Source organism: Inquilinus limosus MP06 (assembly GCF_000767795.1).
Classification (GTDB): domain Bacteria; phylum Pseudomonadota; class Alphaproteobacteria; order DSM-16000; family Inquilinaceae; genus Inquilinus; species Inquilinus limosus_E.
Genome location: NZ_JANX01000153.1, coordinates 1 through 11422, shown reverse-complemented (window position 1 = coordinate 11422; position 11422 = coordinate 1). Strand labels below are relative to the sequence as shown.

Annotated in this window: 13 protein-coding genes and 1 pseudogene; 7 read left to right on the top strand and 7 right to left on the bottom strand. The window is 69.4% G+C overall.

What is annotated here, in order from left to right:
- The 4 genes from P409_RS36240 to P409_RS14180 form a co-directional block, all read right to left on the bottom strand.
- A partial coding sequence (locus P409_RS36240; protein ID WP_161790395.1) for an MFS transporter occupies positions 1 to 501 on the bottom strand: 501 nt, incomplete at its 3' end.
- Positions 384 to 827, bottom strand: a complete 444-nt coding sequence (locus P409_RS37955; RefSeq protein WP_152613374.1) for an MFS transporter — start codon at positions 825 to 827, stop codon at positions 384 to 386. The genes P409_RS36240 and P409_RS37955, both read right to left, overlap by 118 nt.
- Positions 828 to 847: 20 nt before the next feature.
- Entirely contained in the window at positions 848 to 2227 is a 1380-nt protein-coding gene (locus P409_RS14185) for an NAD(P)-binding domain-containing protein (RefSeq protein ID WP_193366493.1), read from the bottom strand.
- A gap of 69 nt (positions 2228 to 2296) precedes the next feature.
- On the bottom strand, positions 2297 to 2713 hold the full coding sequence (locus tag P409_RS14180; protein ID WP_034837632.1) for a PadR family transcriptional regulator: 417 nt from the start codon (positions 2711 to 2713) through the stop codon (positions 2297 to 2299).
- A 21-nt stretch (positions 2714 to 2734) separates the two neighbouring features.
- On the opposite strand from P409_RS14180, the pseudogene P409_RS41555 reads away from it, so the two are divergent.
- Positions 2735 to 3205, top strand: a pseudogene (locus P409_RS41555) (N-acetyltransferase family protein); the annotation flags it as partial.
- Positions 3206 to 3325: 120 nt separating this feature from the next.
- On the opposite strand, the gene arsB reads toward P409_RS41555, so the two are convergent.
- The 3 genes from arsB to P409_RS14165 form a co-directional block, all read right to left on the bottom strand.
- Positions 3326 to 4354 (bottom strand): ACR3 family arsenite efflux transporter, encoded by a 1029-nt coding sequence (arsB, locus tag P409_RS14175; RefSeq protein WP_034837635.1) that lies wholly within the window; start codon positions 4352 to 4354, stop codon positions 3326 to 3328.
- 76 nt (positions 4355 to 4430) lie between these two features.
- A complete protein-coding gene (gene arsC, locus P409_RS14170) occupies positions 4431 to 4853 on the bottom strand; it encodes an arsenate reductase (glutaredoxin) (protein WP_034837630.1) in 423 nt (140 codons plus the stop codon).
- Entirely contained in the window at positions 4850 to 5230 is a 381-nt protein-coding gene (locus P409_RS14165; protein ID WP_034837624.1) for an ArsR/SmtB family transcription factor, read from the bottom strand. Before P409_RS14165 ends, arsC begins: the two co-directional genes overlap by 4 nt.
- Before the next feature lie 226 nt (positions 5231 to 5456).
- On the opposite strand from P409_RS14165, the gene P409_RS14160 reads away from it, so the two are divergent.
- From P409_RS14160 to P409_RS14135, 6 genes are all read left to right on the top strand, one after another.
- Complete coding sequence (locus P409_RS14160; protein WP_034837619.1) at positions 5457 to 6803, top strand: extracellular solute-binding protein; 1347 nt, start codon at positions 5457 to 5459, stop codon at positions 6801 to 6803.
- Between the two features lie 88 nt (positions 6804 to 6891).
- On the top strand, positions 6892 to 7776 hold the full coding sequence (locus P409_RS14155; protein ID WP_034837615.1) for an ABC transporter permease subunit: 885 nt from the start codon (positions 6892 to 6894) through the stop codon (positions 7774 to 7776).
- 11 nt (positions 7777 to 7787) lie between these two features.
- Positions 7788 to 8675: a sn-glycerol-3-phosphate ABC transporter permease UgpE gene (ugpE, locus tag P409_RS14150; RefSeq protein ID WP_034837611.1), complete on the top strand. Its 888-nt coding sequence runs from the start codon at positions 7788 to 7790 to the stop codon at positions 8673 to 8675.
- Positions 8676 to 8686: 11 nt separating this feature from the next.
- Positions 8687 to 9805, top strand: coding sequence for a sn-glycerol-3-phosphate ABC transporter ATP-binding protein UgpC (ugpC, locus tag P409_RS14145; RefSeq protein WP_034837609.1), 1119 nt, complete (start codon positions 8687 to 8689; stop codon positions 9803 to 9805).
- A 15-nt stretch (positions 9806 to 9820) separates the two neighbouring features.
- Positions 9821 to 10738 (top strand): sugar phosphate isomerase/epimerase family protein, encoded by a 918-nt coding sequence (locus P409_RS14140; protein ID WP_034837605.1) that lies wholly within the window; start codon positions 9821 to 9823, stop codon positions 10736 to 10738.
- An 8-nt stretch (positions 10739 to 10746) separates the two neighbouring features.
- A partial coding sequence (locus tag P409_RS14135) for an endonuclease/exonuclease/phosphatase family protein (protein ID WP_034837602.1) occupies positions 10747 to 11422 on the top strand: 676 nt, incomplete at its 3' end.

The window sequence follows — 11422 nt, the reverse complement described above, 5'->3', positions numbered from 1 at the left end:
GAACCGGCTCAGCACCTGGGCCGGGCCGAACAGGCTGCCGACGAGCAGGCTGCCGGCGCCCAGGCCGAGCTCCCCGAGCAGCGGGACCATGTGCACCAGCACGGCCGAGGAGACAAAGCCGGCGAGCGAGAAGCCGGTCGCGGTCAGCACCAGCAGGCTGCGCCGGTCCCGATCCTGCCCTTCGGTCTCCTCGGGGACGGCGTTTGCGAGGGGCACTGCCGGAACCTCGGCCCGGGCCAGGCTTCGTAGCCAGAGATGGACAGGCAGGCACAACAGCAGGTGCAGCGCAGCGAAGACGAGATAGACCTCGCGCCAGGCGAGATGGTCCTGCAGCGCCGTGGTGGCCGGCCAGAACAGGGTCGAGGCGAAGCCGGCGATCAGGGTCAGATGGGTGATGCTGCGCTGGGCGCCGAAGCCGGCCACCTGGACCAGCGCCGGGAACGCCACCTCGTACAGGACGAAGGACGCGGCCAGCTGGATCGCAACCAGCCCCAGGGCCAAGCCGAGCGTCCGGGGGCGATGGCGCAGGCGACGAGCGCGGCGGCCGCGGCGATCGAGCCCAGGGCCATGATCCGGCCGGCGCCGTGCCGGTCGACCCAGCGGCCGCAGCGCGGGCCGATCAGGGCCCCGACCAGGAGCGCCGCCGAGAAGGCGCCGTAGACGGCATCCTGCGACCAGCCGATATCGGCCGCCATCCCGGCGGCCAGGATGCTGAAGCTGTAGTACAGCGTGCCGTAGCCGATGACCTGGGTCAGCCCGAGCCCGGCGACGACCCCGAGGAGCCGCCGCCCGGAGACCGGGCCGGCCGCGCCGATTGCTTCAGCCATGATGCGGACCTTCCCGTCGCTCAGCAGCAGGCGGATGCCTTGGCGGGAGCAGCCTGGGCGGCAGGACCGCAGCAGGACGACGCCGCCTCCGTTTCGCCCCGGCCGGGGCCGTTGCAGACGCCGGTCTCCGGCAGCACCAGCTCGACCCGCCGCGCCGCCTCGTGGTCGCCGGCGAGATGGGCCGCGACCGACCGGGCCTGCTCGTAGCCCGTGGCCAGCAGGAAGGTCGGGGCGCGGCCATAGGCCTTCATGCCGATGATGAACAGGCCCGGCTCCGGCTGCGCCAGCTCGGCCGCGCCATGCGGGCGGACCGTGCCGCAGCTGTGCTCATTGGGATCGATCAGCGGCGCCAGCGCCCGCGGGCAGTCGAGCGCCGGGTCCAGGTCGATCCGCAGCTCGCCCAGGATCGACAGGTCCGGGCGCAGGCCGGTGGCCACCACCATCTCGTCGGCCTCGATGCCGCGCACCGCTCCGTCCTGGTCGCCGAGGACGCGCAGGCCGTTCCCGGCCGCCTCCATCGCATCGACCGCGAAGGGCGCGACGATCTCATAGGTCCCCGCCTCCGCCAGCGCTCGCAGGCGCAGACCAAGGGCGCCACGGCGCGGCAGCTGGTCGGCCTCGCCGCCGCCGAACAGCTTCGACTGGTCGGCGGCGCGGAAGGCCCAGACGATGCTCGTGCCCGGCGCCTCCCGGGCTAGATCGGCGAGGTCGAGCAGCGTGCCGGTGGCGGAATGGCCGCTGCCGACCACCAGGACGCGCCGCCCGGCATAGCGGTCGCGCTCGCCACCGAGCACATCGGGCATGCCGTAGCGGATGCGCGTGGCCGCCGCGCGCTCGCCGATCGCCGGAAGGCCGCCGGCCCCGGCCGGGTTCGGCGAGGACCAGGTGCCGGAGGCGTCGATCACCGCCCGCGCGAAGGTCCGGCCTTCCCGCCCGTTGTCGCCGAGGTATCGGACCTCGAAGGGCCGATCGTTCCGCCCGGCGGTGCGGATTTTGCCGTGGCCCGCACGGGCGATGCCGGTGACGCGGGCACCGAGGCGCAGCCGGCCGGCGATCTCCGGCGTCGCCGCCAGAGGGTCGAGATAGCGTTCGGCCAGGTCGCGGCCCGTCGGATAGCCGGCACTGTCCGGATGCGCCCAGCCGTGCCGCTGCAGCAGCGCAACCGCGGCCCGATCGGTGCTGTAGGCCCAGGGCGAGAACATCGGTACATGGCCCCAGTCGCGCACCGCGGCGCCGGCCTGCGCACCTGCTTCCAGGATCACGGGCTCGAGGCCGTGGCCGAGCAGATGCACCGCGGCGGCCAGGCCCACCGGGCCGGCGCCGATGATCGCGACCGGCAGCTTCGAGCGCGAGGCAGCCTGGAGCGTCTTATGATCCGACGAGTCCAGCGGGCGGTTCATGTCGCATCTCCTCACTGTCCATACTCTAGGCATCGAAGATCGATGTATTCAGGCAAAAAAGAGAGGCCGCTATCCGCAGCAGCCTCCGCTGCTCTCCCGCGCGATCACGCTTTCAGTTTCGGTCAACGCCCGCGTCACCTCCAGCCAGGCCTCGACGCCCACCTTGAAGGCTTCGCGGCCCCTGTTGGTCAGGGTGTAGGTCTTGCGCTGGCGGCCGGAGACGACGCTGCTCTCGACCGTGACATAGCCGCCCTCCTCGAACTCGCGCAGCACCGGGTAGATCGTGCCTTCGGTCGGGGAGCAGCAGCCATTGGTCGTCAGCTCCACCGCGCGGGCGATGTCGTAGCCATGCATCGGCCGGTCGTGCAGCACGCGCAGGATGAAGAACTTGGACAGGCTCATCTTGATCGTGCCGGCCCAATAGGAGCGGCTGGTGTAGTCGACCGCGGGTCGGGCGACGGCGGAGAGTTTGCGGGCTTCGGCCATGCCGCTGATTCTCATACCTTGATGGTCGATGAGTCAAGGGCCAATGTATCGACAACCCAGCTGCCGGAAGACCCGATGATCCGCCTTGCCACGCCGGAGGACGCCCCGGCCCTCCAGGTCCTCTACGCCCCGATCGTCGCCGGCACCGCGATATCCTTCGAGCTGGTGCCGCCCACGGTGGCGGAGATGGCCGACCGCATCCGCGGCATGATCCCGGCCTATCCCTGGCTGGTGCTGGAGCGGGACGGCCGGATCCTGGGCTATGCCTATGCCGGCGCGCACCGGGTCCGGCCGGCCTATCGCTGGTCGGTCGATGTCAGCGTCTATGTCGCCGAGGCCGGGCGGCGGCAGGGCGTCGGCCGCGCGCTGTACGAGCGGCTGTTCGTGCTGCTCCGGCGCCAGGGCTACCACGCCGCCTTTGCCGGCATCGCCCTGCCGAACCCGGCCAGCGTCGCCCTGCACGAGGCGGTCGGATTCGTGCCGCTCGGCGTGTATCGCGACGTCGGCTTCAAGCACGGCGCCTGGCACGATGTCGGCTGGTGGCAGCGCCCGATCGGCGACCGCCCGGCCCACCCGGCCGAGCCGCGGCCGGTCACCGAGGTGCTGGACGGATCAAGCCGGTCGGCGCTCGTACCAGCCGCGCGAGGCTTTCACCAGGCGCACGACCGACAGCATCACCGGCACTTCGACCAGCACCCCGACCACGGTGGCCAGCGCCGCGCCGGAATCGAGTCCGAACAGGCTGATCGCAGCCGCCACCGCCAGCTCGAAGAAGTTCGAGGCGCCGATCAGCGCCGCCGGTGCCGCGACGCACCAGGCGACGCCGAGCCGGCGGCCGAGCCAATAGGCAATGCCGGCGTTGAGGTAGACCTGGATCAGGATCGGCACGGCCAGCAGCAGGATCACCAGCGGCTGGGCCAGGATGCGCTCGCCCTGGAAGCCGAAGAGCAGCACCAGCGTCGCCAGCAGGGCGGTCAGCGACAGCGGCTGCAGCGCGGCCAGGGTGCGCTTCAGCGCCGGCTCGCCGCCCGCGGCCAGGAGATACCGGCGCCACAGTTGCGCCGCCGCCACCGGCACGACGATGTACAGCGCGACCGACAGCAGCAGCGTGTCCCAGGGCACGGTGATCGAGGCGACGCCGAGCAGCAGCCCGACCAGCGGTGCGAAGGCGAAGACCATGATCAGGTCGTTCAGCGCCACCTGGCTCAGGGTGAAATGCGGCTCGCCCTCGCACAGATTCGACCAGACGAACACCATGGCCGTGCAGGGCGCGGCGGCGAGCAGGATCAGCCCGGCGATGTAGGAAGGGATCTGGTCCGGGGCCAGCCAGGGCGCGAACAGCCAGCCGATGAAGACGCTGCCGAGCAGCGCCATCGAGAACGGCTTGACGCCCCAGTTGACGAACAGGGTGACGCCGACGCCGCGCCAATGCGCCCTCACCTCGCCGAGCGCGGCGAAGTCGATCTTCAGCAGCATCGGCACGATCATCGCCCAGATCAGCACGGCCACCGGCAGGTTGACCTTCGCAGCCTCCGCCGAGGCGACGAGCGCGAAGAAGCCCGGCGCCACCGCGCCGAGGCCGATGCCGGCGACGATGCAGAGCACGACCCAGAGGCTGAGATAGCGCTCGAACAGCCCCATGGCGGGTGCAGCCGGCGCAGGCCCGGCCGCGGTGGTCTCGGCGGTCATCACGGATCCGTTCGGTAAGAAGGAAAGGTCAGGCGCGCTTGCCGGAGGCGTCGACGACGAGCTCGCCGTCCTCCTTGCGGAACTCGCCCTGCTGCGCTGCCGGCAGGATGTTGAGCACCGCTTCCGATGGACGGGCGAGAACCACCCCCCGCTCGGTCACGACGATCGGGCGGTTGATCAGGATCGGATGCGCCATCATGGCGTCGAGCAGCTGGTCGTCGGTGAGGTCCGGATTGTCGAGGCCGAGCTCGTGATAGGGCGTGCCCTTCTCGCGCAGCACCGCCCGGACCGGGACACCCATGCGGCGGATCATATCGGCCAGCTCGGCCCGGCTCGGCGGTGTCTTCAGATACTCGATGACCACCGGCTCGATGCCGGCGTTGCGGATCAGGCCGAGGACGTTGCGCGACGTGCCGCAGGCCGGGTTGTGGTAGATCGTGACCGTGCTCATGGCGCTGTGGGTTCTCCCTGGCTTGGGGCGGCCGGCTGGCAGCCGCAGCCCGCCCGCTCGATGATGTCCATCAACGGCGCGCAGATCTCCGGCAGGCCGTTGCAGCAGTCCTGGACCAGGAAGGACATCAGCGCCCGCACGCCGTCGAGATCAGCGGAATAGAGGATCGACCGCCCCTCCCGCCGCGACCAGATCAGCCCGGCGCGACTGAGGATGCCGAGATGGGTCGACAGCGTGGTGGCTGGCACGCCGACCCGTTCCGCCACGGTCCCGGCCGGCACGCCGTCGGGACCGGCCTGGACCAGCAGACGGAAGACGGCCAGCCGGGTCGACTGGGCCAGGGCGCCGAGTCCCTCGATCGCTGCGATCTCATCCATATTTCGATAATTGCAGAAATATGGAATTGGCGCAAGTCTCCGACAATTCTGGACCTATCGCTTTTTCGTCTAATCCTTTGAAGTTGTCGCCGGAATCCACAGGCCCCAGGGGCAAATGTCATCCGGACGAGACGGTTGTTAAACCGAACCGTCATCTTCCCCTTGTAGGGAACGATCCCGTCGCCGCCGCCATGGGGCGTGCAAGGGCGGCCAAGGGGAGACAGACATGACCGTCGTGACCAAGCTGTCGGCGGCCGCCTTCGCGCTGGCCGCCGCCGCGGTGTTTGCGCAGCCGGCCCAGGCGGCCGAGCGCACCAAGTTCGAGTTCTGGTACGGGCTGACCGGCGACCTGGAGCAGCGGGTGCAGGACACCTGCAAGCGCTTCAACGACAGCCAGGCCGATTTCGAGATCACCTGCGTCGGCCAGGGCGGCTATCCGAACGCGGTGCAGAACGCCATCGCCGCGTACCGCGCCCAGAAGCAGCCGACCGTGGTGCAGGTGTTCGACGCCGGCACGCTGGACCTGATGCTGTCCGGCGCCTATGTCCCGGCCCGCAAGCTGATGGCCGACAACGGCTACGACATCAAGTGGGACGACTATTTCGGCGGCATCGCGAACTACTACGCGACGTCGAAGGGCGAGCTGATGTCGTTCCCCTACAATTCCTCGACGGCGCTGTTCTACTGGAACAAGGACGCCTTCGCCAAGATCGGCCGCGACAAGGGCCCGGAGACCTGGGAGGATGTCGAGCAGATCGCCCGGCAGCTGAAGGCCGCCGGCTACGACTGCCCGCTGGCCTTCAACTTCGACCCCTGGCCGACGCTGGAGCAGTTCTCGGCGATCCACAACCAGCCGATCGCCAGCAAGAACAACGGCTATGACGGGCTCGACGCCGAGCTGGTCTTCAATAAGACCAAGTTCGTCGACCACGTCGCCTTCATCAAGAAGATGTACGACGAAGGCCTGTTCGTGCTGAAGACCAAGGAGGGCGGCCAGGACGTCGTCCCGGCCTTCGCCTCCGGCACCTGTCAGATGACCCAGTCCTCGGTCGCTGATCACGGCACCATCGGCAAGCTGGCCGCCCCGGACATGCATTGGGACGTGGTCAAGCTGCCGGTCTGGGCCGGCACCGAGCGCAAGAACTCGCTGGTCGGCGGCGCCTCGCTGTGGGTCCTCGCCGGCAAGTCCGAGGGCGAATACAAGGGCGCCGCGGCGTTCCTGAACTTCCTGGCCCAGCCCTCCTCGGTCGAGTGGTGGTCGACCGTCACCGGCTACATCCCGGTGACCAATTCCGGCTTCCAGGCGATGAAGGCCGAGGGCTTCTACGACAAGGCGCCCTACAAGGGCCGCGAGCTGGCGATCGAGAGCCTGACCTTCACCCCGACCACCCCGGTCTCCCGCGGCATCCGCCTCGGCGGCTACATCCAGATCCGCAAGGAGGTCCAGGACGCGCTGCAGGCGATCATCGCCGGCAAGGTCTCGGTGCAGGACGGCCTCGACCAGGCGGTGGAGCGCGGCAACGCGATCCTGCGCCGGTTCGAGAAGACCTACGCCGGCAAGCAGCTGCTCTGACCGGATCCGCCGCCCCCGCCCGGCCGGCCCACGGCCGGGCGAGGGTCGGCAGGCCTTCGCCCCTTCCCCACCAGCCGCCTCGGACCCGATGGAAAAACGCGCCTTCTTCAAGAACCGGACTCTGGCCTGGCTCCTGATCACGCCGCAACTGCTGCTGGTGTTCCTGTTCTTCTACTGGCCGGCCGGCGAGGCGCTGTACTGGGCCTTCACCCTGGAGCAGCCCTGGGGCGGCGGCAATGAATGGGTGGGGCTGGAGAACTTCAAGGCGATCTTCGCCGACGGCGCCTATTGGGGCTCGGTCGGCGTCAGCTTCGCCTATGCCCTGCTGGCCACCGGCATCGCCATGGCCGGCGCCCTGGTCCTGGCCCTGTTCGTCGACCGCCAGCTGCGCGGCTTCCAGGCCTACCGCTCGGTCTTCGTCTGGCCCTACGCCATCGCGGCCCCTGCCGCCGCCGTGGCCTTCCGCTTCATCTTCGCGCCCGAGAGCGGGATGATCGGCGCGCTGAACGCGCTGTGGCCCGGCCTGTGGAACCCGGTGCTGAACGGCACCCAGGCCCTGATCATGGTCGTGCTGTGCCATGCCTGGATCTGGATCGGCTACAACTTCATCTTCTTCCTGGCGGCGCTGCAGTCGATCCCGAGGAGCCTGATCGAGGCCAGCGCCATGGACGGGTCGGGCGCGCTGCGCCGGATGCGCGACATCCAGCTGCCGCTGATCGCGCCGACCCTGTTCTTCCTGATGGTGATCAACCTCACCGGCAGCTTCACCGACAGCTTCGGCATCGTCGACATCATGACCGAGGGCGGCCCGGCCCGCGGCACCGAGGTCATGGTCTACAAGATCTATTTCGACGGCTTCAAAGGCCTCGACTACTCCGGCGCCGCCGCCCAGAGCATCGTGCTGATGCTGCTGGTCATGGTCCTCACCTTCGTCCAGTTCCGCTGGGTCGAACGCCGCGTCCATTACAGCTGAGGGAGGATGCGATGATCGAACGCACCCCGATCCTGAACGCGCTGACGCATCTGATCCTGATCGTCGGCCTGGTCCTGGTGCTGCTGCCCTTCGCCATCGTGCTGGCCGCCGCGACCAAGGACATCCAGGGCGTCAACCAGGTGCCGATGAGCCTGATGCCCGGCGGCCACCTGATCGACAACCTGGCCGCCGCCTGGGACCATGCCGAGTTCGGCCCGAAGCTGCTGAACAGCCTGATCGTCGCGGTCGGCGTCACCGTCGGCAAGATCGTGCTGGCGGCGCTGACCGCCTTCTCGATCGTGTTCTTCCGCTATCGCGCGCGGATGCTGGTGTTCTGGCTGATCTTCACCACGCTGATGCTGCCGCTGGAGGTCCGCATCGTGCCGACCTACTCGATCGCGGCCAACGCGCTGTCGCCGTTCCAGAGCATCCTCGCCGCCATCGGCCTGCAGGTCGACCTGCAGTGGAACCTGCTGAACTCCTATACCGGCCTGATCCTGCCGCTGATCGCGACCGCCACCGGCACCTTCCTCTACCGCCAGTTCTTCCTGACCGTGCCGGACGAGCTGCTGGAGGCGTCGAAGATGGACGGCGCCGGCGCCATGCGCTTCTTCGCCGAGATCCTCATGCCGCTGTCGCGCACCAACATGCTGGCGCTGGCCGCGATTCTCTTCGTCTACAGCTGGAACCAGTACCTCTGGCCGCTGCTGGTCACCACCGACCAGTCCTTCAGCACCGCTGTGGTGGAGCTGAAGCGCCTGATCCCGACCAACCAGGGCGGCCTGCCGGAATGGAACATCGCCATGGCCGGCACCCTGATCGTGATGATCCCGCCCCTGCTGGTGGTCGCGCTGATGCAGCGCTGGTTCGTGCGCGGCCTGATCGCCACCGAGAAGTGAGGAGAGACCCCATGGCCCATATCGCCATCCGCGGCGTCCGCAAGAGCTACGGCAAGACGCCGGTGGTGCACGGCGTCGACCTGGACCTGCCGTCGGGCACCTTCGCCGTGATCCTCGGCCCGTCCGGCTGCGGCAAGTCGACCCTGCTGCGCATGATCGCCGGGCTGGAGGAGATCACCGCCGGCGAGATCGCGATCGGCGGCCGGGTGGTGAACCGGCTGGAGCCGCGGGAGCGCGGCTGCGCCATGGTGTTCCAGAACTACGCCCTGTACCCGCATATGAGCGTGGCCCAGAACATGGGCTATGCGCTGAAGGTGGCGGGCATGCCGAAGGCCGAGCGCATGGAGAAGGTGCGGGAGGTGGCGAAGCTGGTCGGGCTCGAGGATTTCCTCGACCGCAAACCGGCCGCCCTGTCCGGCGGCCAGCGCCAGCGCGTCGCCATGGGCCGCGCCATCATCCGCGAGCCGGAGGTGTTCCTGTTCGACGAGCCGCTGTCCAACCTGGACGCCAAGCTGCGGGTGCAGATGCGGGTTGAGATCCGCCGCCTGCACCGGCGCCTGGGCGCGACCTCGGTCTTCGTCACCCACGACCAGGTCGAGGCGATGACCCTGGCCGATTTGCTGATCGTGATGAACAAGGGGGTGGTCGAGCAGATCGGCCGGCCGGCCGAGATCTACAACCACCCGCGCACCCGCTACGTCGCCGGCTTCATCGGGTCGCCGGCGATGAACTTCATCGAGGGCCGGATCTTCGCCCCCGGCCAGTTCGGCTTCGACGAGACCAAGACGGTCGCGATCGACCCCGCCTATGGCGGCCGCTTCGTCGAGCGCTCCGCCGCGCTGGGCATCCGGCCGGAGCTGGTCGAGATCGTGCCGACCGATCATCCCGGCGCGTTGGTCGCCACGGTCGATTTCATCGAGGAGCTGGGCGCCGGCCGGGTGGTCCACACCGACATCGACGGCCTGTCCTTCGCCGTGACCACCGGCGACGAGGCCGACTACACCCCCGGCCAGCCGCTGGGCCTGTACCTGCCGCCGTCGCAGCTGCATTTCTTCGACCCGCACACCGGGCTGCGGCTCGATGCCGACCTGCCGGCCGAGCATCGCTTCGCCGTCGCCACCGCCGCCTGAGATCGAGAGACCATCATGACCGAGATCATCACCGCCATCGGCTTCTCCACCGGCGTCAGCGGCAAGGGAGACCTCTCCCGCCTCGACGCCAGCCTGGGCCGCATCACAGCACTGGGCGCCGACGCGGCGGAGCTGTCGCTGTATGGCGAGGACCTGATCGCCGGCGGCCGCGTGCTGCCCGGCCGGGTGCAGACGCTGGAACAGATCGTGCGCCGCCACGACCTGCGCTACACCGTGCACGGCCAGATCGTCTCCAACTTCATGGACGAGCAGAACCTGCCGTTCCAGAAGGCGGTGGTGCGGGCGATGCTGGAGCTGTGCGACCAGGTCGGCGCCGGCGTGCTGGTGCATCATTGCGGCAAGGCGGCGATGGCCGACCAGGCCGGTCGCGACCGGCTGGACGCGATCGAGCGCGAGGCCCTGGCCGAACTGGCCGAGGTCGCCCGCGGTTATGGCGTGAAGCTGGCCTTCGAGAACATCTTCGCCATGGACGACACCGAGTACCGCCAGACCCCGGCCGAGGTCGCCGACACGGTACGAGCGGTGAGCCATCCCAACCTGTGCACGCTGATCGACTTCAGCCACGCCTATATCGAATGCACCCGCCGCGGCCTGGACTGGCGGGCCCAGATCCGCAGCATGACCTCGGCCACCGGCCACCTGCACGTCCATGACAGCTTCGGCCGCCCCTACACCATGACCAGGTTCTACGAACCGTCCGAGGCCGTGGCGCTGGGCATCGGCGACCTGCACCTGCCGCTGGGCTGGGGCGACATCGCCTGGGAGGAGATCTTCACCGAGCTGACCTTCCAGCCCGACACGGTGATGATCCTGGAGCTGAACGCCGACCGTTACGATGCCGAGCTGGCCGACAGCCTGGCCCGCGCCCGCCGCCTGGCCGAGCTGGTCAACCAGCGCGCGCTCGCGGCCTGATCCGGACGATGCGGCAGATCATCACGAAGCGGGCCGGCGTGCTGCCGGCCCCGGACCCGGTCCTTCTGGCCGATGCCGCCCTGGCGCCGGACGATGCGCACGACCGCTTCGCCGCCCAGGTGCCGGCGCTCAATGCCGTCGAGCATCGGCCGGCGGAGGAGATGTGGCCGGTCGGGCCGCGGCTGCGCGTCGCCGCCTGGAACGCCGAGCGGCTGAAGTACCACGCCCCCTCCGCCGCGCTGCTGCGCGCCACCGGCGCCGATGTGGTGCTGCTGACCGAGGCCGATATCGGCATGGCCCGCTCCGGCAACCGCCACACGGTGCGCGACCTGGCCGAGGCGCTGGGCATGGGCTGGGCCTATGGCGTCGAGTTCGTCGAGCTCGGCCTCGGCGATGCCCGCGAATGCGAATGGCACGCCGACGAGGACAATCGCTGCGGGCTGCATGGCAACGCCATCCTCAGCCGCCACAAGCTGCTGGACCCGGTGGTCATCCCGCTGGACGCCGGCGGCACCTGGTTCGCTGGCCGCAGCGGCAACCAGCGCCGGCTGGGCGGCCGCATGGCCATGGCCGCCCGGCTGGACGCGCCGCGGCCGCTCTGGCTGGTCGCGGCTCATCTCGAGAGCCACAGCGACGCCGACGACCGCGCCCGCCAGGGCGAGCGGCTGGTGGCGGCGATCGACC

Excerpts from the sequence above, each read along its gene's own strand:
- P409_RS14140 (WP_034837605.1), top strand. The coding sequence starts at position 9,821 with ATGACCGAGATCATCACCGCCATCGGCTTCTCCACCGGCGTCAGCGGC.
- ugpC (WP_034837609.1), top strand. The coding sequence starts at position 8,687 with ATGGCCCATATCGCCATCCGCGGCGTCCGCAAGAGCTACGGCAAGACG.
- ugpE (WP_034837611.1), top strand. The coding sequence starts at position 7,788 with ATGATCGAACGCACCCCGATCCTGAACGCGCTGACGCATCTGATCCTG.
- P409_RS14185 (WP_193366493.1), bottom strand. The coding sequence starts at position 2,227 with ATGAACCGCCCGCTGGACTCGTCGGATCATAAGACGCTCCAGGCTGCC.
- P409_RS14165 (WP_034837624.1), bottom strand. The coding sequence starts at position 5,230 with ATGGATGAGATCGCAGCGATCGAGGGACTCGGCGCCCTGGCCCAGTCG.
- P409_RS14160 (WP_034837619.1), top strand. The coding sequence starts at position 5,457 with ATGACCGTCGTGACCAAGCTGTCGGCGGCCGCCTTCGCGCTGGCCGCC.
- arsC (WP_034837630.1), bottom strand. The coding sequence starts at position 4,853 with ATGAGCACGGTCACGATCTACCACAACCCGGCCTGCGGCACGTCGCGC.
- P409_RS37955 (WP_152613374.1), bottom strand. The coding sequence starts at position 827 with ATGGCTGAAGCAATCGGCGCGGCCGGCCCGGTCTCCGGGCGGCGGCTC.
- P409_RS14180 (WP_034837632.1), bottom strand. The coding sequence starts at position 2,713 with ATGGCCGAAGCCCGCAAACTCTCCGCCGTCGCCCGACCCGCGGTCGAC.
- P409_RS14155 (WP_034837615.1), top strand. The coding sequence starts at position 6,892 with ATGGAAAAACGCGCCTTCTTCAAGAACCGGACTCTGGCCTGGCTCCTG.
- arsB (WP_034837635.1), bottom strand. The coding sequence starts at position 4,354 with ATGGGGCTGTTCGAGCGCTATCTCAGCCTCTGGGTCGTGCTCTGCATC.